The sequence below is a fragment of the Rhodohalobacter barkolensis genome (genome assembly GCF_002834295.1).
Classification (GTDB): Bacteria; Bacteroidota; Rhodothermia; order Balneolales; family Balneolaceae; genus Rhodohalobacter; species Rhodohalobacter barkolensis.
On the sequence record NZ_PISP01000001.1, the window covers coordinates 463493 to 487089 of the forward strand.

General features: G+C 44.3%; 21 protein-coding genes. 18 read left to right on the forward strand and 3 right to left on the reverse strand.

Annotation, left to right across the window (positions count from 1 at the left end; genetic code table 11):
• Positions 1-4 precede the first annotated feature (4 nt).
• The 8 genes from CWD77_RS01840 (at position 5) to CWD77_RS01875 (ending at position 10082) form a co-directional block, all read left to right on the forward strand.
• Positions 5-1924: a fumarate reductase/succinate dehydrogenase flavoprotein subunit gene (locus CWD77_RS01840; protein ID WP_101071524.1), complete on the forward strand. Its 1920-nt coding sequence runs from the start codon at positions 5-7 to the stop codon at positions 1922-1924.
• A gap of 20 nt (positions 1925-1944) precedes the next feature.
• A complete protein-coding gene (locus tag CWD77_RS01845) occupies positions 1945-2682 on the forward strand; it encodes a succinate dehydrogenase/fumarate reductase iron-sulfur subunit (RefSeq protein ID WP_101072911.1) in 738 nt (245 codons plus the stop codon).
• Between the two features lie 403 nt (positions 2683-3085).
• Entirely contained in the window at positions 3086-3721 is a 636-nt protein-coding gene (locus CWD77_RS01850; RefSeq protein WP_101071525.1) for a hypothetical protein, read from the forward strand.
• A gap of 61 nt (positions 3722-3782) precedes the next feature.
• Entirely contained in the window at positions 3783-4022 is a 240-nt protein-coding gene (locus CWD77_RS01855) for a hypothetical protein (RefSeq protein WP_101071526.1), read from the forward strand.
• A gap of 307 nt (positions 4023-4329) precedes the next feature.
• Positions 4330-4458, forward strand: coding sequence for a nuclease-related domain-containing protein (locus CWD77_RS15740; RefSeq protein WP_420821209.1), 129 nt, complete (start codon positions 4330-4332; stop codon positions 4456-4458).
• Between the two features lie 247 nt (positions 4459-4705).
• Positions 4706-5542 (forward strand): helix-turn-helix domain-containing protein, encoded by an 837-nt coding sequence (locus tag CWD77_RS01865; RefSeq protein ID WP_101071527.1) that lies wholly within the window; start codon positions 4706-4708, stop codon positions 5540-5542.
• Positions 5543-5709: 167 nt separating this feature from the next.
• Positions 5710-6585 (forward strand): ABC transporter ATP-binding protein, encoded by an 876-nt coding sequence (locus CWD77_RS01870; RefSeq protein ID WP_101071528.1) that lies wholly within the window; start codon positions 5710-5712, stop codon positions 6583-6585.
• Between the two features lie 26 nt (positions 6586-6611).
• Entirely contained in the window at positions 6612-10082 is a 3471-nt protein-coding gene (locus CWD77_RS01875) for a M1 family aminopeptidase (RefSeq protein WP_165779048.1), read from the forward strand.
• Here the strand turns inward: CWD77_RS01875 and CWD77_RS01880 are convergent.
• A complete protein-coding gene (locus CWD77_RS01880; RefSeq protein WP_133120146.1) occupies positions 10066-10320 on the reverse strand; it encodes a hypothetical protein in 255 nt (84 codons plus the stop codon). The two genes, CWD77_RS01875 and CWD77_RS01880, sit on opposite strands and share 17 nt — an antisense overlap.
• A 620-nt stretch (positions 10321-10940) precedes the next feature.
• Between CWD77_RS01880 and CWD77_RS01885 the strand changes: the two genes are divergently transcribed.
• The 6 genes from CWD77_RS01885 to CWD77_RS01910 all read left to right on the forward strand — a co-directional run bounded on the left by CWD77_RS01885 (position 10941) and on the right by CWD77_RS01910 (position 17906).
• Positions 10941-11882 (forward strand): aldo/keto reductase, encoded by a 942-nt coding sequence (locus CWD77_RS01885; protein ID WP_101071531.1) that lies wholly within the window; start codon positions 10941-10943, stop codon positions 11880-11882.
• A gap of 382 nt (positions 11883-12264) precedes the next feature.
• Positions 12265-14175, forward strand: a complete 1911-nt coding sequence (locus CWD77_RS01890; protein ID WP_206017926.1) for a pyruvate kinase — start codon at positions 12265-12267, stop codon at positions 14173-14175.
• 182 nt (positions 14176-14357) lie between these two features.
• Positions 14358-15842: a GNAT family N-acetyltransferase gene (locus tag CWD77_RS01895; protein WP_165779049.1), complete on the forward strand. Its 1485-nt coding sequence runs from the start codon at positions 14358-14360 to the stop codon at positions 15840-15842.
• Positions 15820-16116 (forward strand): STAS domain-containing protein, encoded by a 297-nt coding sequence (locus CWD77_RS01900; protein WP_101071534.1) that lies wholly within the window; start codon positions 15820-15822, stop codon positions 16114-16116. Before CWD77_RS01895 ends, CWD77_RS01900 begins: the two co-directional genes overlap by 23 nt.
• A gap of 10 nt (positions 16117-16126) precedes the next feature.
• On the forward strand, positions 16127-16741 hold the full coding sequence (locus tag CWD77_RS01905; protein WP_101071535.1) for a flavin reductase: 615 nt from the start codon (positions 16127-16129) through the stop codon (positions 16739-16741).
• A 10-nt stretch (positions 16742-16751) separates the two neighbouring features.
• Complete coding sequence (locus CWD77_RS01910) at positions 16752-17906, forward strand: M20 family metallopeptidase (protein WP_101071536.1); 1155 nt, start codon at positions 16752-16754, stop codon at positions 17904-17906.
• Between the two features lie 314 nt (positions 17907-18220).
• Here CWD77_RS01910 and CWD77_RS01915 read toward each other — a convergent pair whose 3' ends face one another.
• Together CWD77_RS01915 and CWD77_RS01920 are read right to left on the reverse strand one after the other, a co-directional pair.
• Positions 18221-19045 (reverse strand): phosphosulfolactate synthase, encoded by an 825-nt coding sequence (locus CWD77_RS01915; protein ID WP_101071537.1) that lies wholly within the window; start codon positions 19043-19045, stop codon positions 18221-18223.
• Positions 19046-19086: 41 nt separating this feature from the next.
• The gene (locus tag CWD77_RS01920) at positions 19087-20454 is read right to left on the reverse strand and encodes an MmgE/PrpD family protein (RefSeq protein ID WP_101071538.1); all 1368 of its coding nucleotides are present in this window, start codon (positions 20452-20454) and stop codon (positions 19087-19089) included.
• 570 nt (positions 20455-21024) lie between these two features.
• On the opposite strand from CWD77_RS01920, the gene CWD77_RS01925 reads away from it, so the two are divergent.
• The 4 genes from CWD77_RS01925 to CWD77_RS01940 all read left to right on the forward strand — a co-directional run bounded on the left by CWD77_RS01925 (position 21025) and on the right by CWD77_RS01940 (position 23526).
• Entirely contained in the window at positions 21025-21495 is a 471-nt protein-coding gene (locus tag CWD77_RS01925) for a DUF2971 domain-containing protein (RefSeq protein ID WP_165779050.1), read from the forward strand.
• A 151-nt stretch (positions 21496-21646) separates the two neighbouring features.
• Positions 21647-22561, forward strand: coding sequence for a hypothetical protein (locus tag CWD77_RS01930; RefSeq protein ID WP_133120147.1), 915 nt, complete (start codon positions 21647-21649; stop codon positions 22559-22561).
• A gap of 376 nt (positions 22562-22937) precedes the next feature.
• Positions 22938-23240: a type II toxin-antitoxin system Phd/YefM family antitoxin gene (locus CWD77_RS01935; protein WP_101071541.1), complete on the forward strand. Its 303-nt coding sequence runs from the start codon at positions 22938-22940 to the stop codon at positions 23238-23240.
• Positions 23221-23526: a type II toxin-antitoxin system RelE/ParE family toxin gene (locus CWD77_RS01940; protein ID WP_101071542.1), complete on the forward strand. Its 306-nt coding sequence runs from the start codon at positions 23221-23223 to the stop codon at positions 23524-23526. Before CWD77_RS01935 ends, CWD77_RS01940 begins: the two co-directional genes overlap by 20 nt.
• The last annotated feature ends 71 nt before the right edge of the window (positions 23527-23597 follow it).

The window sequence follows — 23597 nt, forward strand, 5'->3', positions numbered from 1 at the left end:
CATTATGAAATTAGATCCAAAAGTACCTTCAGGACCACTGGAAGATAAGTGGGAACAGCATTTAAAGGATATCAAACTGGTTTCCCCAAACAACAAGCGTAAGCACAACGTCATTGTAGTTGGAACAGGACTTGCAGGCGCTTCTGCTGCAGCCAGCCTTGCAGAACTTGGCTATAATGTGCAGACGTTCTGTATTCAGGATTCTGCCCGCCGGGCGCACAGTATTGCGGCTCAGGGTGGTATCAATGCTGCGAAGAATTATCAAAATGATGGCGACAGTGTATGGCGACTGTTTTACGATACCATTAAAGGCGGTGACTATCGAAGCCGTGAGTCTAACGTTTATCGTCTGGCTCAAAATTCGAATAATATTATTGATCAGGCGGTTGCACAGGGTGTGCCGTTTGGACGTGATTACGGCGGACTGCTCGATAACCGATCCTTCGGTGGAGCGCAGGTTTCGCGAACATTTTACTCCCGGGGACAGACCGGTCAGCAGCTGCTTTTGGGTGCCTATCAGGCGATGATGCGCCAGGTTCATACCGGAAAAATTAAGGACAACCCGCGTCAGGAGATGCTGGATTTGGTTGTGGTTGACGGAAAGGCACGAGGTATCATTACCCGTGATCTTGTAAACGGAACCATTCAGAAGTGGGAAGCTGATGCCGTTGTTCTCTGTACCGGCGGATATGGAAACGTATTCTACCTCTCCACAAATGCAAAAAATTCAAACGTAACCGCAGCATGGAGATGTCATAAGAGGGGAGCCGCTTTTGCGAATCCCTGCTATGTTCAGATTCACCCAACCTGTATCCCGGTTTCCGGCGACTATCAGTCCAAGCTGACACTGATGAGCGAGAGTTTGCGTAATGATGGCCGTGTTTGGGTGCCGCGCAAGAAAGGAGACGATCGTGCTCCAAACGATATTCCTGAAGAGGAGCGGTACTACTACCTCGAGGAGCGCTATCCAAGTTTCGGTAACCTGGTTCCGCGTGATGTGGCTTCCAGAAATGCGAAGATGGTAACCGACGAAGGCCTTGGAGTGGGTGAGACCGGACTTGCGGTCTATCTCGATTTCCGTGATGCAATTAAGCGCGACAGTAAAGAGGCTATCGCTGCACGATACGGAAACCTCTTTGACATGTACGAAAATATCACGGACGAAAATCCGTATGAAACACCGATGAGAATTTTCCCTGCCGTTCACTACACGATGGGTGGCCTTTGGGTTGACTATAACCTGATGAGCAATATTCCGGGACTGTTTGTGGCCGGAGAGGCGAACTTCTCCGATCACGGTGCAAACCGGCTGGGTGCAAGTGCGCTGATGCAGGGTCTGTCCGACGGATACTTTATCATCCCTTACACTATAGGAAACTACATTGCCGGCGAAGACCTCGAAAAAGTATCCACGGATCACAAAGCATTTGATGAAGCCGCAAAAGCGTCTCAGGATCAGCTTGATAAACTTCTCGCTGTGAAAGGGGACAAGTCACTGATTGAGTTCCATCGTGAGCTCGGAAAGATTATGTGGGATAAAGTTGGGATATCCAGAAGCAAGGAGGGACTTGAATCGGCTATTGAGGAGATTCGAGCTCTTCGCGAAGATTTCTGGAAAAACGTTCGGGTACCGGGCGAGTCCAACTACTATAACAAGTATTTGGAATTTGCGGCCCGTATTGCCGATTTCTTTGAACTGGCTGAGCTGATGGCTCTTGATGCACTGGACAGAGATGAGTCCTGCGGTTGCCACCTCAGAGATGAATATCAAACCGAAGAAGGAGAAGCCCTCCGGAATGATGAAGATTATGCATTCGTTTCGGCATGGGAGTATCTGGGCGTCAACGGCAAACTCGAAACCAAACGCCACAAGGAAGACCTTGAGTTCGAATTTGTGGAACTGAAACAAAGAAGTTACAAATAACAGGATTTGATATGAGTACAATGAAAATAAACCTGAAGATTTGGAGACAAAAAAACGCCCAGGATAAAGGCGGTTTTCAGGATTATACACTTGATAATGTAAGTGAACATATGTCGTTCCTTGAGATGCTTGACGTTCTGAACGAAGAGCTGATTATGGACGGTAAGGATCCTGTCGAGTTTGACTACGACTGCCGTGAAGGAATTTGCGGATCGTGCAACCTGGTGATCAACGGCCGTGCACACGGACCAAAGCACAAGACGGCAGCCTGCCAGCTGCATATGCGTAACTACAGCGATGGCGACACTATCGTGATTGAGCCGCCCAGAGCAGCCGCATTCCCGGTCATTAAAGATCTTGTAGTAGACCGCTCTGCGATGGACAGAATTGTTGAAGTAGGTGGTTACGTCTCGGTAAATACCGGACAGGCCCCAGAAGCAAACCTTATTCCGGTGAAAAAGGAAGTTTCCGATCAGGCGTTCGACTATGCAACCTGTATCGGTTGTGGTGCCTGCATTGCAGCTTGCCCGAACTCTTCGGCATCCCTCTTTACCGGCGCGAAAGTCGCTCACTTGAACAGTCTGCCGCAAGGCCAGCCCGAGCGTGAAAGACGAACCATAGCCATGGTAGAGCAGATGGAGAAAGAAGGATTTGGCGACTGCTCCAACTTTGCAGAGTGCGAAGCGGTTTGTCCGGTAGGAATCAGCATTTCAGCTATTGCAGAGATGCGACGAGACTACATGAAGGCGATTCTCTAAGAGTTCCTTTTTAGATACTATTATACTGATATTGAAGGCGTGGGTTTAAACACTCACGCCTTTTCTATTTTCAAGAGCATTTAAAGTATTCCCCTTCGAAGGGGGATTGAGGGGGATGACCTATCTAACTTAATATCGAGCTGCAGGTAGGTGAATGTGTCGTTATTTTGCTTTTACCGAAAGTTGACTGACTGTGATGTGTTTCATAGACTATTAAATAACAGTGGTTAATTAGAAATGACAGTATAAACAGATATTCTACGACAGGCAGGACGGGTTGGATATTGTCGTATGATTATATTTACTATGTTTTCTGTGAACTTGAACCAAAATTACTTGATTAGAAAAGTAAACTAAAAAGAATAGATTAATACTCTAATTACATAATGGATTGTCACCGAACATGAATAATATTACTCTAATTAGTACAGTTCATGAGGAGATTGGAAAGTGCAATTCTGACCAATTATGTGAGATTATAGAAAAAATAGGACCAGAAGTTATTTTTTTAGAGGCTCCTGAAAATTCGTATTCAGAATATGATAAAATGAGGTATACATCATTTGGGGTACTGCATAAGAAATTGGAATTAAGTGCAATTCAGAAATACAGCATCAAAACCTCTTTTGATTATGTTCCTGTGCTTGATAAAGGATTATCCGATTCTTTCGAAAAAAAATATGATATAGTTTGTGAAAAAAAAGAATTGCAAAATTTAATTGACAATTTTAATTCATTGGCGGCAGAACATGGGTTTAAATTTCTTAATAGCACTGAAAGTATTAAGCTTCATGAAGAAATGAGAATGCTAGAAAGTCGAATTTTAAATGAAAGTGAGATAGATAAAATGGCTAATGAATATATAGATGCATATGAAAACTCAATGCTTCGAAATATTTATTCTTATTGTAAAACCAATAAATTTAATAAGGCAATATTTATGTGCGGTGTAGCTCACAGAATATCAATCATTAAAAAAATAGAAGAATATAAAGCACAAGAAGAAATCGATTTGAGTTGGACAATTTTCGGAGAATGAAGCAGACTCTACATAAATTCATTTAAAATTAGGTAAATCCTCACTTAATAAATTTTTAGCTATGAGAGCTATCTTTGTCATATTCACAGTTTCTATTTTTCTTACCGGGTGCATGACATCAAATTTTACAACAACAGGAAATACGTATGATGCATTGCCCGAAAACTTTCCGGTAAAAGTAGTTTTAACAGGTCTCGATGATGAGATTGAATACGAAGAGATTGGAGCACTTCAGGTAAAGCAGTCCGATATGAATGATCTTTCAAAGGCTGTTGAATTTGCCAAGAAAAAAGCCCGGTAGAGGGGAGGGGATATTATATTTCTGCTCTCCTCAGATTCAAATACAGCAATAAGCAGCTACCAGTTTGGAGTAATTTCAGAAGAGAAAAACTCCTTCATATTCATCGTAGGGAAACAAATGGAATAGACTGAATATAACATCCACTCAAATAGTCTATATTTTTTCTTTCTCAAGGCAGTCTATAATCAAGACTCACATTCACAAACTTAATAAAAGACTCCGAGGATGGCTTGACGAAAAGAAGACCACTTTTTATATGTGGCTGTTTCTCAATTCAAAGGCCTACCGAAGATTTCATTGAATTATCATTCCGTCCAAAAATGGAACTACTCAAATAGACCATCTGATTGTACCGCCTTACAGTATGTTTATTGTAGAAACAAAGAGTAAGAAGTGTTGGATCTTCGGTGGAGGGAAAGAGGAATACATCGCATAAACTATGGGATGACAGGCTTTAATTGCTGATATCATCAAAAACAGATATTCTGCGTTAGGCAGGGTGCTTTAGATTCTGTCATATTGCCCTTGCAGTTCTAAAAGACACTAATGGAAAGCTGAGAGAACCTGAGCGATGTCCTATGTGATGAGGAGAGTTCTTGCCATTGTGCAATTTAGAAATCATGGAACGAAACAAATACAACACAAAAGCGTAGGTGATAGGCCAATATTGGTATCTTTAGTCAATGAGCTACGCAATATCAAAATATCAAAAGACAGAGTGGGGCCTTCACCTCTTATTTTGGGTGTTTATTTTTACAGCGGTCAATGTAAGCTGGCAGCAAAATTGGTTTGATCCTTCTATCCGTACCAACACCCCTGCACCTTTGGCTGTCCTTATTTTTCCCTTCCTTTTTTATGCTCATGCTTACTGGGCTATTCCAACGCATTTAGCAAATCAAAAATGGCTATCATACGGTTTCAGTTTACTGCTAATTTTTGTCGGCCCCGAATTACTGCGATTGAGCTATTATGCATTAGCCCTTAATCGCCCTTTGGAAACAGAGCTTTTTAGCAGAGACAGTTTCCTTTTTGGAAGCCTCAATATTGCATGGATAGCTTTTATCTTTTCTTTGGTGTATAGACTGTTCATTGACAAAGTGGTTGTTGCACATGCAGAAAAGCCGACAACCCCGAAAGTAGAACAAGGAATTGGCTCCACTTCAGTTCTATCCGAGAAAGAGTCACAAAAGCTTATGGATGCTTTAGCTCTGTTGATGAATGAAAAGCAGCTATTCTTAAACAGCGACCTAAAATTAGGAACATTATCTGACCACATTGGAATTCCGGAAAAAAAGCTCTCGACACTGCTCAATCATAACATGTCTACAAGCTTTTCTGATTATGTGAATGGATACAGAGTCGATTACTTTTTAAAGGAGATCGATAAGGGAAAATTAGACCACCTTAGCATTTCAGGACTAATGAATGAATGTGGTTTCTCTTCTAAAGCAACCTTTTATAGAGCTTTCAAGAAAGTTAAAGGGTGCACACCTACCGAGTGGCTGAAATCTCAGCAGTAGTCAAACCACAAAGAGAGGCCTTTTTACTATCAAATCAGTTTCAAATCTTCTTTTGAGACTCTTTGTACCTCTTGAACGTCGTCAACTTACCTTCCGGTATCGTATTCTTGTGGTGAACATTTCACTAACCTGACAGCCTGTGTCAGGAAATCAAAAGAAATTCCATCATGAGTCTTGTTGTCAATAATATAAAGAAAAGCCACAAAAATGGAGTTACAGCACTCGATGACCTCTCCATTGAAATTGGCAAAGGTATGTTTGGACTGCTTGGCCCCAACGGAGCCGGTAAATCAACGTTCATGCGGATTCTGGCCACGCTGCAGGTTGCCGATTCAGGACATATCACTTTTCAGGGAATAGATATTCTGCAAAACCCCAAAGATCTCCGAAGCAGGCTGGGCTATTTGCCACAATCTTTCGGCGTGTATCCAAAAGAGAGCGCTAAATTTCTCTTGCATTATATGGCGGTATTAAAGGGGATTTCAAACAAACAACAGCGAACACAGATCGTTGACGAGGTATTGGATTTAACCAATTTAACGGATGTTCAGGATCAATTTGTCAGCGAGTATTCAGGTGGAATGAAACAACGCTTTGGAATCGCCCAGCTACTTCTGAATCGTCCTTCACTTATCATTGTGGATGAACCCACTGCAGGTCTTGATCCTTCTGAACGAAAGCGTTTTTTAAATGTACTGCGTGCTGTTGGTACGGAAAACACGGTCATTTTTTCTACCCACATTGTTGAAGATGTGAGGGAGTTGTGTAATGACATGGCCATTATAAACCATGGCAAAATTCTCAAACACCAGTCGCCCCGGCAAGCTATCGATGATCTGCAAGGAACCATATGGCAAACTAAAGTAACGAAAGCCGGGAACCCGATTCTAAAAAGGAAGCATACGGTCATTTCTGAAAATTTTAGTGACGACAATCAGCTATTAGCGAGGGTATTTGCAACAGAAAAACCTACCGGTGATTTTCGTCCGGCGCCTCCAACCCTTGAGGATGTCTATTTTCTCACTCTGGGTGATTCAAAATGACTTTCTCAGCCATTTTTAGATATGAAATGAAAGTATGGCTAAAAAAGCCCGCTTTCTACCTTATTGCAGGATGCTGTTACGTTATCCCACTGTTTCTATTTATTGGAACCGGGGGATATTTTGACGGAACTATCGTTGAAGAGACCAAAACTCTGCTCTACCTCAACTCACCTTTCCAAATAACATCCTTCTTACATCTTATTGGGAAGTTCCTGCTTTTTCTGGTCGCTGCTATAATTGGCTCAACGATCTACAAAGATTTTCAGCACGATGTATTCAGGTTAATCTATTCCTATCCAATTGGTAAAGGAACGTACTTAAATGCAAAGTTTATGTGCTCTTTCTTGCTGGTTTGTTTTCTTTCATTGTTGCCCTTGGCGGCATTTATTTCGGGGGAATTTGTTCTGGGTGAAGGGAGTCCGTACATCACTTCGACCAGCATCCAAGGATATTTATTTAGCTATGGTTTCATTTTACTGCCAAATCTCTTTGTATTTGGCCTTTTGGTTTTCTCAGTGGTTGCTTTGTTTAGAAATATCTACGCAGGATTTTTGGTCGTGTTAATATTAATATCTTTCCAGGGTCTTGTTGAGAATATGTTCCATCAATCCAATTTTTTAGTTGCTCTACTGGATCCATTCGGAAAGTACGCTTCGCTGGATCATACGCGTTTTTGGACACTTGCTGAAAAAAATCAACTGCCTTTGAGCATTTCCCGGACATTGATCTACAACCGAATTGTGTGGCTTGGAGTTGGAATAAGTGCCGGATTTATTACGTACAGAAAGTTCTCCCTGAGCCAATTTGGGCTAGATATTTCACTTTCCCGAAAAAGAGTCATTAAATCAAGACCAGGCATAAGTAAAACTCATCCTGAAAAAGTAATGCAATTTGAGCCACTCAGCGGTTTTAAACAGACTCTGTTTCAACTTTACACGATGGTCAGGTACCAGGTCAGCTATGTTATGAGGCACTGGATTTTCATCTCCTTCGCGCTGATGGGCTTGTTACTGATGCTATTCATGCTGAATAGAATATTGTACTCTGGAGAATTAACCATGCTGCCACTTACTCGACTGATTCTTCAAATTCCTGTTCTGTTTTATATGATGTTAGTCGTTTTTGCAACCTTCATATTTTCCGGCATGCTCATGTTACTGGAAAAGGATTCCGGTATGGAGCCACTCATATACAGTACTTCAGTCCCCACATCTACTATCATTCTTTCAAAAACAGTTAGTCTTATTCTCATTCAATTCGTGCTGCTTTTACTATTTATGGGTGCCGGCATATCTATGCAGATCCTCAACGGATATTTTCATTTTGATTTTACTCACTATTTCTTCGCTCTTTTCATTCTACATGCACCTGTTTTGGCTGTTTGGGCACTGCTTTCCGTTTTTGTGTTTAGTGTAACCCGCCATCTCTACTCAGGGTTGTTTATCCTGTTGCTGGCGTGGCTTGCTCAATTCGGATATGAACAGCTTGGTATCACCTCAAAACTGCTTCAATTCAATACCTTTCCGTTACTTGAATACAGTGATTTCATTGGATATGGGTCTGCTTTGGTCGGCCGAATAGTCGTGCAGACCTACTGGTTTCTCTGGGGAATTCTGTTGCTTTTAGCTGCAATCAGGGTGTGGCCCAGAGTTCAAGTGGACTCTTTAAAGATAAAATGGGCTGCAGTTAAAAATAGTGCCGACAGAAAAAGGCTGGCTTTTTCGGGGCTTCTGCTACTACCACTACTTATGGTTTCTTACATCATAATCGATGGCGAAACATCAATTTACAAGGTGGATGAAAGTCAAAAGGTGCTATCCGAATTCACAGAAAAATTTCACGTATTGAAGGACCTTCCTCAGCCAAGAATAAGCGCAGTTTCATTGCGTGTAGACCTCTATCCCGAAAAACATGATTTCACCTTAGATGGTGAGTACGTTTTGGTAAACAGAACAGATGTGCCTATTGATACCATCCTTATCAAGACAAGTATGGATGAAATAACAGAGTACCGGTTGGAAACTCTCGGCCGGGAAATTGATTCTTTCCCACCCTTACATTTTTACGTTGCCCAACTAAGCGGTTCTTTAATGCCGGGGGATTCAATTCGTATGCACTTTAATGTTAAAAACAGACCCAATACGTTATTTCAGAGGAATTCCGGGGTGCTTAGTAGTGGCACCTTTCTGACTCAGGATATACTCCCAAGAATCGGATATTTTTTGGGGCAGGGCTTGCAATCTCCGGACAGCAGCGACCATGTGAATAATCACTATCAATCCTGGGATAGTGATTTGGTAAGCTACAGTGCAACCATTAGCACATCAGCTGATCAGGTTGCTTTTACGAACGGAAGCCTGATAAAAGATTGGCAGGAAAATGGACGGAATTACTTTTCTTATGAAACTACAAAACCGGTGAAGTTCAATTTTCATTTTAATTCCGGCAAGTTTGATACTTACAAAGATTACTGGAATGATACTCTCATTACGATATATCACCATCCGGGCCATACACAGAATCTTGAAGCCATAGCATCCGGGGTGAAAGCATCACTTGAATTCAATCATGAACTGTTCGGGTATACTCCGAGTGAAAAGAAGATCAACATTATTGAATATCCTTTGACTGAAGGCAGTTTCAGCACCCTGAAGACCAATTCCATAATCATGTCAGAATCGGTTTTTGGGGTGAATACGAATCAAGCCGAAAAAATTAATTTCCCTTTCTATGTGGCAGCGCATGAGATGACGCATCATTGGTTTGGTAATAAGCTTATTCCAAAAGATTCCCCGGGAGCACTCTTTCTAACGGAAAGCATCACAGAATATCTGACACTGCAAATTTTTAAGGAAAGATTTGGAGACGATGCTGCACGTAACTTTCTGAAAGTACAACACGAACGATATTTCAGAGGCAGAGCAAATGAACAAGGTGAGGAAAATCCATTGGTTTTGGTTGATTATGGTCAGAACTACATCTCTTACGGCAAAGGTGCGGCTGCTTTAAATGCGATAGCGCATGGGCTTGGACGGGAAAAGTTTCATGATTTTTTATCCGAATTTTTCAGGGAGTTTGCTGAATCTGACAGGTACTCAACGTCGCTCAATTTTTTTGAAATGCTTGAGCAAAATACGCCGGACAGTTCAGCTATTATCATTGAAGAAAACCTCAACAAATCGATAACCTATAATCTTGAGATCCTATCAGCAGAGATGAGCAGGGAAGATCAAAATGGCTGGCTGGTGGAAGTGGAATACAATGTTAAACCGTATGAACTGGAAAAGTCTATAACCGGGTTTTATCAAAGGCCCATCGAACTTGGAGTATATGACCAGCAGGGTGAATTAATTCGGCTGTTACCTATTTTACCAAGTGAGAATAAAAATACAATACGGATCGAAATGACGTCTAAACCTCATCGATTGGTGCTGGACCCGAACTATTTGATACTGGATGCTGAAAGAAATAATAACAGTATCACAGTAGATGAATAAGGCTACAGGTGTCAACACAGTATGAGCGTATTCCGGCCTCGCGATATAAATTGTGTTTGTTGATCGCTTCAAACGGCTTCATCAAATCTGTGTCCGGGCGGTAGACTAGATCGCAAAACGCATCCCATTCCGAGAAGCAGTTACATTTTATCCTTTCCCGGTCGTTTCGGGATTCCGGTTCAAACTCCTCCGGCCAGTACTCATCAGGCCGCCCAGGCACGGCGAAATCTTCCATCATGCAGAACTCTAAAATATCCGGCTGAGCTAAGCGGTTTGTCCGGTAGGAATCAGCATTTCAGCAATTGCAGAGATGCGAAGAGACTACATGAAGGCGATTCTCTAAGAACTCCTTTTTAGATACGAATACTGACTAATATTAAAGGCGTGGGTTTAAACACTCACGCCTTTTCTATTTTCAAGAGCATTTAAAGTATCCCCCTTCGAAGGGGGATTGAGGGGGATGACCTAAGCAATGATTTTGCTCAAAAATTATCTAAAAAGTATTAGGTATCACATCTTTCATATTACTTTTGGGCCGCCAAAAGTAATCATCCCGAGGTCTCGGGACGCGGACTGTGATTGCTTCCGGGCCTGGTTTGCCCGCGCGGTTACACAACATCGATTGCTACCGGGGAAGCCGATATTGTGACGTCTCCCGCGATTTGATGCAAAACACGCTATTTCGCTGGCGCGTTCAAAAAATGAGCTCCACCAATCAAGGCCGGGGAGTTTTTCTTTTTTTATACCGTGTAAGCGAGATTGAAGGGGGTGGCCTTAATCAGAGGTTCATAATTAAGAGGTAACATTAGGTAGAGGGGCAAACATTTTTCATCCATATTCGATCAAAAAAACATCATTATGAAGTACAACAAATTCATCAACAGTGCACCTCCGGTTTCAGAAATTGGCCTGGGCACCTGGCAACTGGGAGAGAGTTCCGATTGGGAAAGTCCAAGTGAGAAGGAAGCCATAGAATTGGTCAAAAAATCCGTAGAGCTTGGGGTTAATTTTTTTGATACTGCCCCCAATTATGGATTTGGAACAAGTGAAGAGCGGCTTGGCAAGGCGCTGAAGGGAGTTGACAGAGATCAGATCGTTATCAATACGAAATTTGGCCATACAGCTTCCGGAGATCTGAATTATGCATCCGATTCCATTCGCGAATCATTGGAGGGGAGTCTCCGCCGGCTTCAGATGGATTATGTTGATTCCCTGATACTTCACAACCCGCCTTTTGAAATTCTGGATGGGAATAAAAACGACCATTACGAAGTATTGGAGCAGTTAAAAGATGAGGGTAAAATAAAAGCCTACGGTGCCTCCTTAGACACCAGCGAAGAGATGAAACTTCTCATGGAGACAACAGAGAGTAAAGTGATCGAAGCATTCTTCAATATTTTTCATCAAGAAGCGGCAGTGGCGTTCGATGAAGCTCAAAAGAGAGACGTGGGAATCATTGTGAAAATTCCGCTCGATTCTGGGTGGCTGTCCGGTAAATACAGTGAAGAGAGCACGTTCCGGGATATCAGGGATCGATGGTCGCGCGAGGATATCAAAACCAGGACCGGGTTAGTTCAGAAATTAAAAGAGATTCTCGATGATGAACGGAATCTTGTGCACACGGCACTCTCGTTTTGCCTGGCATACGATGCGGTTTCCACGGTTATTCCCGGCAATAAAAATATTTTGCAGCTAAAAAGTAACCTGGAAAGCCTGAAGCATCCTGTATCAAAAGAGCTTGTTGAAAAGCTTGAGGCCTTTTATCGCGACGAAGTAAAAGAGCTTAACTTACCCTGGTAGCTTAAAATTTGTCAGGATATCACTCACTACATGAATGTGATTATGTTCACAGCTTGATCTTTACAGTGATTAAAGAAACCCGGAATTACGATTAACGATTTGTTCGACTTGTATTGACAAGAACGCTGATTCCTAACCCTCTTCTTCAGAGGCAAAAGCGATTTAGCTGTGTTATCAGTATACATATCCTCTTTTATAGGCAAACGGCTGAATGTGTCGTTTTAAAACCTTGACCGAAATTTGATCGGTAGAATTGTGACATATAAACTCCTAAACAACAAGCTTTAATTGCAAATAACGCTTTAAACAGATATTCTGCGAAAGACGGAGCGGTGTGAGTTCTGTCGTTTAATATATGTTCGGCACTAAGAGAGGAGGCCTTTTGACTATTAAACTCAGTGAAAGTGATCTTTGGCCGGGAAAAGAGAGCCCCGCGCAAGTCATCGAGGAACTCAAGTCCATCCGTGCGGAGATGATTGCCGATGCGTCGCAGTCGGCGCCACGCCTCGATCAGGTTCACGCCAATTATCGGGATAGCGCGCGCAACCTCCTTCATTACCTCGCCCTCCGGCGTCGCGACCTCCGCCCGTTGCAACTACGGTTGGCCGCGCTGGGGCTTTCTTCGCTCGGGCGCGCCGAGTCGCACGTTCTTGCCACGGTCGATGCGGTTCTGGAAATTCTCTACCGACTGACCGGATCCCCCCGACAGGCAATAGCGCCAGAGGCCGCACCTATCGATTTTGAAACCGGAGAGCGGTTGCTGGCGGATCATACCGAAGCGATGTTCGGTCCCGCGAAGCCGGCGCGCAGGGTTCGGATCATGGTCACCATGCCGAGCGAGGCGGCGGATGATTACACCCTTGTTCATGAACTGTTGCAGCGGGGAATGGATGGTATGCGAATCAACTGCGCTCACGATGACGCCGTGGCATGGGCGCGGATGATCGAACATTTGAGGCGAGCCGAGCAAGAACTCGGGCGGTCTTGCCGTGTGTTCATGGATCTGTCGGGGCCCAAGTTACGAACCGGCCCGCTCGAGCCGGGTCCTGCGGTGATTCGGGTTCGCCCACGCCGTGACGTGTTTGGCCGGGTCAAGACTCCGGCCCGCATCTGGCTGACTGCCGGTACGGCTCCCCGACCCGCCCCGTCGCGGGCCGATGCGTGTCTTCCGGTCCCGGAAATGTGGCTGGCGCGTCTTCGACCGGGGGACAAGGTGAAGTTCACCGACACACGGGACTCCAAACGAACCCTGGTGGTCTCCGATGTGATGGCCGGAGGTTGCTGGGCGGAGGCCAGCAAGACGGTTTACATCGACCCCGGTATCGTCCTGCGGCACGAACGCGAGGGGGATGATCGAGAGGGCGTGATTGGGGCTATTCCGCCGACCGAGAACGCCATTGACCTGCAGGAAGGTGACCAACTCATCTTAACGCGGAACCTCGAGCCGGGCCGCCCTGCCACGCGCAATGGTGCGGGTCAGGTGCTCACACCCGCAGTGATCGGTTGCACCATTCCCGAGGTGTTCGACACTGTCCAGTTTGGCGAGTCGATCTGCTTCGACGACGGTAAGATCTGCGGCATGATCGAGAAAGTGGAGACCGAGCGGGTTCTAATCCGGATCACACGGACCCGATTGGGCGGCGAGAAATTGCGAGCTGATAAGGGGATCAACCTCCCCGAAAGCAACTTACGACTGCCGGCACTGGGCGCCAAAGATCTCGAGGATCTGACCTTCGTTGCCAAACACGCCGATGTGGTCGAACTCTCCTTCGCAAACTGCTCGGAGGACGTGGAATCACTCCAAAAGAACCTCAAGCGGCTGACCAGTCGCTCGCCCGCCATCGTGCTGAAAATCGAGACACGGCGGGGTTTCGACAACTTACCGGACATGCTGCTCACCGCCATGCGGTCTCCGTGCTGTGGGGTGATGATTGCCCGCGGCGATCTGGCCGTCGAGTGCGGCTTCCAGAGATTGGCGGAAGTACAGGAGGAGATCCTCTGGATCTGCGAGGCCGCCCACGTTCCTGTGATCTGGGCGACGCAGGTTCTGGAAATGCTCGCTAAGGAAGGGATGCCTACGATGGCAGAAATCACCGACGCCGCAATGGGCGACCGGGCCGAGTGTGTCATGCTCAACAAGGGCCCGCATGTGCTCAATGCAGTCTTGGTGCTTGACGATGTCTTGCGCCGGATGCAAGACCACCAGTCCAAGAAAAGTGCCATGCTCCGGGAGTTACGGTTGGCACGTGCGCGGCGGGCCGAACCAGGTGATGCAGCAGACGGTGGGGCATGATTCGTTTTATGTCACCGCAGGCCGACAGTGCCCAGACGCTGCTGAGAGGGGTTCATTATCCCATTCGCAAAGCTTTCTGATAAATATCTACCCCTTGAACCAAAAATCGAAAGAGATACTATCGTTGCCGGAGTAGAATTCGTTGTAAACTCTGTGATTATTGGTTAACGTTTATAATGACCATGGTTTGCAGATTACAAATACCAACGAATGAACAAAACATAGCGCCTGTTTGTGATTTCACGATCAGCTGGTGTTTAAATCATGGTTTGTCGAAAGTGGAATCTATCCGTTTTACTGTGGCTGTAAGTGAGCTTGTCACAGATATTATTCTGTTTGCCTATCCTGAAAACAGCCGGGAAAATTTTGAAATCGAATATCACTACAGTTTCCCGAATTTGGAAATTGTTGTGAGTGAATTGGGGGAACCATTTGATCCGGACAAACACACATATGATGCTAAAAAGGCACGGGAAGAAAGCAATTTCGAAGGTGCAGGTTTATTGTTAATGAAGGAGCTTAGTGATGAGTTCTCCTTTATCAACAAAGGCAAAGAGGGCAAAGAGTTCAGGTTGTCCAAAAAAATAGAAATACATGATATCGATGAACTGTTACAACAGTCTGCAACTTTGCGTGAACCGGAGATTGACCGTGACGAACAAGAGATTCCCCATAAGAATATTGATGAATTTACAGTGAGCCGTATCCGGTCTGCTGATGCAGAGGAAATAGCAAAAATTTTCTACCGCACGTATGAGTACAGTTACTTCAAGGAGGATATGTATTTACCCAAAAAAATTGAGGAAGCTGTATTAAGTAAGGAAAAGCTCGGGGTGATTGCCCGGAAAGAGGATGGGGAAGCGATTGGATATTTTGGTGTTATGCAAAAAGAGGACTCGGATATTGCTGAACTGGGAGAAGCTATTGTAACGCCCAGCTATCGAAGAAATGGGGTGATGACCTCGATGATGAACCATCTCATCGAAATTCTAAAGGATCAGGGTGTGACAGCTTTATTTGCCAAAGCGGTGACCAACCATCTGGTGAGTCAAAAAGTGAATCACAAATTTGGATATGAAACTACGGCAATTTTGCTCGCCCTTTCAGAAAATATCAAGTACAAAGGATTTGATGAAGATTATCCACAACCGATTTCTGCTGCCCTTGAATTTTTACCCCTTATACATCCCAAGCAAAAATCAGTCTATCTGCCTGAGAAATACAAGGATTTTATTCTGGAGACGTATGAGGAACTTAGATTAGAAGTAGAACCAAAAGAAGTGACATCCACCCACTTGGCTGAAAAGTCAGATATAGATCTGAATGTTAACTATACCAGCCTGACCTCGTTGATAGTGGTCAATAAATATGGCAAAGATTTTCAGGAGGTACTCTCGAATATGGTCAGCAGCCTTGAGGAGAAAAATCCGTGTGTTATTTACCTGGATCTTCCACTGGAGAATGAATCGACGCCGGAACAGTTTTCAGAGGCGGTGTCATCAGAATTCATTTACTCCGGACTTATGCCTCAATTTCACCGGCAATCCGATTACCTTCGATTACAAAAAGTGTATTCATCCCTTGATCCTGACATTATTGAAATTTACTCCGATTTCGGAAATAAAATTAAATCACTTGTTGTAGATGAATATCATAGACACACATAAAGAGGGGCAGGTTTTATCAGTCACGATTCATAGCCATTTCAATCTGCGAACAAAAAATAAGATTGAAAGCCGCCTGACCCCGGGAATCAATAAACTGACTATTAATCTGATTAATTGTAATTTTATAGACAGTGAAGGGGTGATTTTTTTACATGAGTGGTTAAAAAGCGGAAATGATTTACTTCTTAAAAAACCACCGCCCATTTTTTTTGAAATTCTGGAAATCCTGGAACTGGATGATTTATGGGATCTTGAAAATATCATAATAAATTAAATTCAAGTGTATGTCTGAACAAAAATCCAACTCTATGATCGATATTACAGATGACCCCAATCTTTGGGAGCGAATTTTTATGGTTCACTCTTTACTTGTTATTGGAAGCAGGGAAAAAAACGGGGATTATAATATGGCTCCTAAACACATGGCGATGCCGTTGGGAATGGGGCCTTATATCGGTTTTATGGGTACGCCCAGAAAGACGACGTATCAAAATATCAAACGTGAGAAAGTTTTTACGGTGAGTTACCCGCAATCCGATCAACTGGTTTTTTCCAGTATTACGGCGTCATCCCGGGACGAAGAAGATGAGAAACCGGCTATTTTAACGGTCCCTAAAGTAGATGCTCAAAAAATAGATGGTAAGTTTATCAAAGGTTCCTATCTGCAATTCGAGTGCACTCTTCATGAAATCATGGGTAAATTTGGAGAATGGGAGATGATTGTGGGAAAGATTGTAGCAGCGTATGTACACGAAGATGCAATCCGGAAAGAAGGGATTGAAGCCGATGATGCCAGCCTGATCAGTAATAACCCACTGCTGGCCTATCTGCATCCCGGCCGGTTCAGCATCATCAAAAAAAGCAACACATTTCCGTTACCTAAAGACTTTAAAATATAAATTACAGGTCATGACAGAATCGGGACGTGAAATCCATACTTATTTTTTGGAGCATAAAGCTGATTTTATCGAACTGCTGCGCTCACTTGTAGAGCAGGAAACTCCCTCCGATGATCCTTCCTCTTTTAAAAAAGTCTTCAGCATTCTTCGCAAAAGCTTTGAAGATTTGGATTACAACGTTGAACACAGGCCGGGTAAAACTACGGCGGGCGAGCTTGTTTGCAAACCGGAAGATTTTGATCCTGATGCCCCAAGCCAGCTTTTGGTCGGACATATTGATACGGTTTGGGATACCGGGACGCTCAACGAGATGCCTTTCTCTATTGAAGATAATATCGGAAAAGGGCCGGGTATCTTTGACATGAAAGCGGGTGTTTGCATGATGATTTTTGCAATGAAGGCAATCAGAGAGTTGGGCAGGTCTCCGGATGTACAGCCTGTATTTATCATCAGTTCGGATGAGGAGATAGGCAGTTTTGAGTCGAAAGATATAATTGTTGAGGAAGCTAAACAGGCTGAACGAACATTTATTCTCGAACCTGCGCTTGGAAGAGAGGGGAAGATCAAAACAGAGCGAAAAGGAATCGGCCTTTATGAGATCGATATAAAAGGGACTCCATCCCATGCAGGTCTTGACCCGGAAAAAGGTTCAAGTGCAATTCTGGCTCTCTCAAATATCGTACAGCAGTTAATTGAACTTAATGATCCCCTGAATGGCATTAATGTTAACATTGGAAAAATAGAGGGGGGAGAACGTGCAAACGTTATTGCTGCTAAAAGTAAAGCCATAGTGGATTTGCGGGTTCCTACAAAAGAGGACGGGGAACGGATCAATAAGCAAATTTATGATCTCAAATCTGAGGAAAAAGGGATTGAGGTTAAAATATCAGGAGGAATCAGGCGTCTGCCGCTGGAAAAAAAGGAAGCTAACCAACGTTTGTGGGAGATAACCCAATCTTTGGGCAGGGAGCTGGATATGGAACTGGAGGAGACTGCAACGGGAGGCGTATCGGATGGAAACTTTACAAATCTATACTCTCCGACTATAGATGGCCTCGGTGCCGTGGGTGAAGGGGCACACGCCTATCATGAAAAAATATTTGTGGAGGAAACGCTTAAACGCGCCGAACTGCTGACTCTTTTATTGCTACATCCCTCACTGTGACGTTATAATTATCGTCATTTCGATCCCGCCTGCATCAAGACTTCGGAGGGCAGGCGCAGTAAACGAACGCAAGTGAGTGCACGCAGTCGCTCATCTTTTGCACACGAAGCAAAAACTCTACATTTCACTCAAGTAGACTAACTTGAATTCTATTACTTAGACGTGCCTCTGATCTTCCGACTGTTGCTAAAGTCTATGTATGATCTGTCTACTAATCAGCCAAATAAACATGTGAACCCTCTAAAAGCTGCTGAGGCACAATCCAGGCGTTCACTTTGAAACAAGTGAACGCACAAAACTTCCAGTAGACACAGTTAATCTTTATAAGTCAGCACGCGTCCCCAAAGGCTCTTGGTTCCCCAGATGCCGCGCCGCAGGGTTTCGAGCTGTACGATCTGGCTGTTATCAACAAAGAGGTTTACTTCCGGTCCGTAATTTTTGATGTACCAGGCAAAGACTTCCGGATCGGCAGCTTCGAACATCAGCTTTTCCAAGCCAATTTCGTTGATAAACTCAGCGGGTACATCCGTTCTCCACGGGTCGGCATTTTCGGTGATTCCTTCCGACTCAATCATAATCATATATGCGCCTGCATCAACAAAACGCTTCGCCTGTTTTACGGCGTAGCCGGTATCCAGCGTTCCTTCACTCTCCAGCTCGCCTTTGGCTGTATCGCCACCGGCACCAAACTGTATTCCGATTTCAGGCTTGGCCTTCAGTCCGGCTTGCTGAACTTTCTCAATCAATCGCAGCCAGTCGTCGGTGGGCAGGGTGATGAAACCTGCGGAGATTTCAATAATATCGAAGCCGTAATCCTTGCAGGTTTCAATGTACTTATCAACTGAATCCTTGCCCTGGGTTAGCACATACTCTATAAACCCGCCGGTGGATACCAGTGAGTCATACTCGTGGGCGATGTCAATGAGTTCGGTAACGGCTTCTCTGGGCATGATGGAAAATGAGCCGCCGGAAAACTTCAGGGAATCGACATGCTCGCCCATCGTCTCCATAATATCCTGTAAATATCGTTTGCCCATTACATCATAGTAGGGGCCGCGTATCTCGGTAACGCCTTTCGTTCTCGGTTTGGATTCCCGTTCATTTTTATTCAGAAAATCGAATGTCTTTTCGTTAGCCATGATTCTGGAATTTTGATTTAGTAATTTTATGAGTTCCTAATTCAGGACGATCGTTCAACTTTTGCCAGCAGCTCTGTCAGCTGGTCTACAGATCGTTCTTCAAAGTTTTGGACTGTGTTGATGATTTCCTCTCGTAAATCGGCCGTGGTAAACGGATCAGCCAGCTTTTCAAATTTCTGGATGATGGTTTCCCAGCTCATGGGACGCGTATGGAAACCTTCATAGTCTCTCTTTACAATTTGATGGCTGTTTCCGTCCTTTAGATGTACCGTCAGCTTAACGGGCATTTCATCAGGGAAACGGCCGCTGTACTCCTGATTCGGGGCTACCTTCACTTTCTGCAGCAGCGACTGAATGTCATCGGCTTCAATGCGCTCCCGTTTATACTGTTCAGGCATCACGGGGCCGTCGAGCAGCGCCGCAGAAACCATATACTGCAGGCTGTGGTCGGCCTCCTCCTTGGTGCGGACAATCGTCTTGTCGCCCTCCTCACCGCCGCCGATGATGTGATAGGCCACATCAAAGATTTCTATTTCAACTTTATCCACCTCTTCCGCTGTAAACCCGTGCTCTTCCTTCAGTTCAATGATCCCTTCAAGAGACGATTGGGAATGGATTTCCGCATTATATTTTTTGATGATGGTATTTGTGACTCGTTCTAGGTTTTCGGATTCCCAATCAATCGAGAACTCTCCGGCGATGGAATCCATGAATCCCTTATTCCCTTCAAATACGGCCGGCGGACCCGTTATTCCATATTTAGCCAGAAATGCCGCATGCGTTCCGCCGAAAGCGGTGTGCGGGTAGGCCAGACCTTTCCAGTTTGAAAGAGCGCCCGTCCGTGTTACCCGAAGGGCATTCAGTGCAGTGCCGGCTATGGCAATGGCGTTGGCGGTTTTCTCTTCATCCAAATCCAATGCCTTCGAAACGCCTGCGGCCACGGCATATGATCCCTGTGTGGTGTGGTCAAATCCTTTATCCCGCACGGGTGCTTCGTCACTCAGGCGGCACTGCACCTGGTAGGCGACGGCCAATGCGGTCAAAAAATCCTTGCCGCCTAAGCCCGTCATTTCACCCGCGGCGAGGATAGCACCAATATTGTCGCTTGGGTGACAGGTCTCGCCTTTAGCAAGGTAGCTGTCGTTAAAATCGAGGTAGCGGACCAGGCCGCTGTTGTAGAGAGCTGCGCGATCGGGGGTTGTTCTGCCACCGCCGATCAGCGTACTTATCTCCGAGCCGCCAAAGTCGTCAATCATACTGCGAATGGCTTGTACCGGCTCGCCTTCAATGGCGCCGATGGCAGTTCCTATAGAATCGAGCAGTCGTATTTTAAGTTGTTTAACGGCTTCTTCAGATAGATCACCGTACGATGCTTTTTTGATAAATGATGACAATTCGTGAACAATCATATCTCTCCGTATTCATTGAATGATCAGCATCAAAGACTTTGGGTTGCCACTGATCCTTAATTTGGACAATTTTATCTACTATTCTATTAAATTAACAACTGAGAACTTTTCAGCGTTCAAAGATTGCCGGAAAAGCATCGGTCATAATTTTGCATGACGGATGAGTGAAGTTTCCCCAATAGGGCATCCCCGAACTCTCCGATATCTCTCTTTGCAGGGGAGGAGCTAGTTCACCTCAACAAGCCATTCCGAAAGGCAGGCCCGAACGGAACCAGGGTAGGGCAAAAGGCCACCGGTTAAGTCATTTTTCTACTACTGACGGACACTGATCTGAGAAGACCTTTTCTGTAAACTCATGAATAACAGTCTTTAATTGCAAATGACAGTATAAACAGATATTCTGAGGCAGGCAGGGGTTGGTTCTGTCTTAGAACTGTATGTTAGGTGTAATTCGGAAATAAAATTGCAATGCTTTATAAGTATCGATCCATTGAACAATTCAAATTTTTTGTTGACATCTTAGTGAGGAAAAAACTATATGCGGCACGATATTTTGAACTAAATGATCCAATGGAAGGACAATACTTATATACTGGCAGTTCTGATGGGGTAAACAAAGATATTCAGCAAATACTTAATAATAAAAAGGACAGAATTAGAATTTGCTCTCTATCAAATAACTATCAAAGTCCAGTGATGTGGTCACATTATGCGAATGGACACAGAGGAGTTGTACTTGGTGTAGAAATTGATCCTAATAAGTATAATGTTCGATCTATTTTTTATGACGGTCCGATGAAAATTAATCTAAATAGCCTTAATACAAATTCAGCAATTGACATTTTAACAACCAAATTACAAGCCTGGAAATATGAGGAAGAAGAGAGGGTTTTTACAATTGACGGCAGTCAATTTGTAGATATAGATTTAAAGAAAATCATATTTGGCTCTCGAATGAATACAAGAGATAAAGGCTTAATTATGGATTTAGTTGAATCAATTTGTCCAGAAGTTATTGTTGAAGATTCACATATAAGTTAAACCTAAAAACCGCATTAACGGCGGACGAAGCCACGGCTTCGGTTAAATTTCTTGTCAATGATTTTTTAAATGGCTAGCCTTAAAAATCATGATACCTGCACCGGTTATGCGGTAGGTCGTTAACTAACACTCTGCCATCCAACCAAATAAAATGAATAGACTCAAATATCTACACTGCATAACCCTGGTATCAATTTTAATGTGGGGATGCGGCACACAGGATCAGCAGGAGTACAGGGCGGAAATAACCGCATACGACTATGCATTCCAGGCACCGGATGAACTGCCCTCGGGGTGGATTACATTTGTTTTAAACAATCAGCAAGCGCATGAAATACATGAGTTAAGTTTTGCCCGTATTCCGGAAGGCGTCACATACCCTGAATATTTGGATGAATATGTGGGAGCTTGGGGAGTTTTACTGGAAGAATTTCAGAACGGTGAGGTGGAACGGTCCGGTATTTCGGCTCGCGTAAATGAACTGCTGCCCGAGTGGGCCGATGGCGTAGAGTATGTGAACGCCAGGGGGCTGGTTTCTCCGGGAAGGTCAGCCGAAAAAACGGTGTACCTGGCCCCGGGACTTTATTCAGTAGATTGCTGGGTCAAAACGGAGGAAGGGATCATTCATTTAACCGCCGGCATGACCCGGCCGCTTACCATCACGGAGGAATCCGCAAACAGCCCTGAACCTTCGTTTGATAACAGTATCACACTGCAGGAAAATGAAATCGATGTTGATTGGAATGCTGAAACCGGTTTCCACTCTTTTGCCGTATGGATGGATGCAGACTCTGAGGGAAATCCGGCTCATAATAACATTCATCTGATCAAGCTGGAGGAAGACACCGACCTGGATGAAGTAAACATCTGGATGGATTGGTACAGAGTTGGAGGACTCAGGGCACCCGCACCTGCCGATTTCCTTGGAGGTGTGAGCACCTATGACGCTGTTCCCGGTGAAAGTGCCACTTACTTTTCCTTGGAAATTGATGAACCCGGAGAGTATGCCTGGATCGTTCAGGTGCCTGAAGGGGAGCAGTTGTGGAAGACGTTCAGTGTCCAATAAGAGGGCATTTCAAAACCGTTCTTTTGTCCAATTTCGGCGTTATTGTGAAATCGAAATCCTCACGTATAGTAAATACGATCCGGTTCCTCCGCCAACAGGCGGATGGCCTTGAACTATGACAAAATCCCTGGTTTTGAAAAAGCCCTCTAAAAAATGGGCTGAATCTTTTTGATTTGGTGGTTTTATTGTGGTCTGTGAATTTGTAGCGGTTCACAATGGTTTTGTGGGTTCCTCTTACCGCAACGAGGTTGAGCCATCGGTTATATTGCTGATCGTTACGTACCCTTCATCAATACTTCTCGTTTATTCATTTCATTATCTCATTGCGTATTAATTTTGTACTTTATAAATACGTTTAAAGAAACCACCGACTATTATGGCAACAGCACGAATTGAAATAGACCAGGATATCCAGCCGCTATCTGAATTTCGAAAGCATGCAGCAGATTTCATCGATCGTATCAAAAAGCAAAAAAGATCCATTGTTTTGACACAGCATGGAAAAAGTGCAGCTGTTTTAGTTGATGTATCAGAGTATCAACGAATGGTTGATAAAATCGATTTAATGGAAGAGTTGATCGAAGCAGAACGACAAATTGCAAGAGGTGAAGTCGTCTCCCACGAAGAGGCAAAAAACAGATTAAAGAAAACCTTGACAAGTGGAGATAGTCTGGACTAATCAGGCACTACGAAAACTCAACAAGTTTGTTGATTACATCGCTCAGGGTGATCTTGTTACTGCGGAAAAGTGGGCGTTAAAGCTTATTGAGAAAACCGATCAGCTCATTGAACAACCGGAATCAGGCCGGGTAGTGCCTGAGTATGATGAGCCAAATTTGAGAGAGTTAATATTTGGATACTATCGGGTAATTTACCGAATACGTAAAGAAGAGAATAAAATCTATATTCAAACTGTGTGGCATGCTAGACAAAATCCTACTCAATCGAGTGCGGGGTTGCGTTAACAAGTGCTTCCAGCCGACCGGTTTTAGTTTCTTGCCGCACAATAAATTTGATTGCCCGGCAGATACACCAG

Excerpts from the sequence above, each read along its gene's own strand:
- CWD77_RS01930 (WP_133120147.1), top strand. The coding sequence starts at position 21,647 with ATGAATAGACTCAAATATCTACACTGCATAACCCTGGTATCAATTTTA.
- CWD77_RS01900 (WP_101071534.1), top strand. The coding sequence starts at position 15,820 with ATGAATATCATAGACACACATAAAGAGGGGCAGGTTTTATCAGTCACG.
- CWD77_RS01885 (WP_101071531.1), top strand. The coding sequence starts at position 10,941 with ATGAAGTACAACAAATTCATCAACAGTGCACCTCCGGTTTCAGAAATT.
- CWD77_RS01895 (WP_165779049.1), top strand. The coding sequence starts at position 14,358 with ATGGTTTGCAGATTACAAATACCAACGAATGAACAAAACATAGCGCCT.
- CWD77_RS01845 (WP_101072911.1), top strand. The coding sequence starts at position 1,945 with ATGAAAATAAACCTGAAGATTTGGAGACAAAAAAACGCCCAGGATAAA.
- CWD77_RS01920 (WP_101071538.1), bottom strand. The coding sequence starts at position 20,454 with ATGATTGTTCACGAATTGTCATCATTTATCAAAAAAGCATCGTACGGT.
- CWD77_RS01865 (WP_101071527.1), top strand. The coding sequence starts at position 4,706 with ATGAGCTACGCAATATCAAAATATCAAAAGACAGAGTGGGGCCTTCAC.
- CWD77_RS01870 (WP_101071528.1), top strand. The coding sequence starts at position 5,710 with ATGAGTCTTGTTGTCAATAATATAAAGAAAAGCCACAAAAATGGAGTT.
- CWD77_RS01915 (WP_101071537.1), bottom strand. The coding sequence starts at position 19,045 with ATGGCTAACGAAAAGACATTCGATTTTCTGAATAAAAATGAACGGGAA.
- CWD77_RS01880 (WP_133120146.1), bottom strand. The coding sequence starts at position 10,320 with ATGATGGAAGATTTCGCCGTGCCTGGGCGGCCTGATGAGTACTGGCCG.
- CWD77_RS01925 (WP_165779050.1), top strand. The coding sequence starts at position 21,025 with ATGGAAGGACAATACTTATATACTGGCAGTTCTGATGGGGTAAACAAA.
- CWD77_RS01910 (WP_101071536.1), top strand. The coding sequence starts at position 16,752 with ATGACAGAATCGGGACGTGAAATCCATACTTATTTTTTGGAGCATAAA.
- CWD77_RS01855 (WP_101071526.1), top strand. The coding sequence starts at position 3,783 with ATGAGAGCTATCTTTGTCATATTCACAGTTTCTATTTTTCTTACCGGG.
- CWD77_RS01875 (WP_165779048.1), top strand. The coding sequence starts at position 6,612 with ATGAAAGTATGGCTAAAAAAGCCCGCTTTCTACCTTATTGCAGGATGC.
- CWD77_RS01840 (WP_101071524.1), top strand. The coding sequence starts at position 5 with ATGAAATTAGATCCAAAAGTACCTTCAGGACCACTGGAAGATAAGTGG.
- CWD77_RS01905 (WP_101071535.1), top strand. The coding sequence starts at position 16,127 with ATGTCTGAACAAAAATCCAACTCTATGATCGATATTACAGATGACCCC.
- CWD77_RS01850 (WP_101071525.1), top strand. The coding sequence starts at position 3,086 with ATGAATAATATTACTCTAATTAGTACAGTTCATGAGGAGATTGGAAAG.
- CWD77_RS01935 (WP_101071541.1), top strand. The coding sequence starts at position 22,938 with ATGGCAACAGCACGAATTGAAATAGACCAGGATATCCAGCCGCTATCT.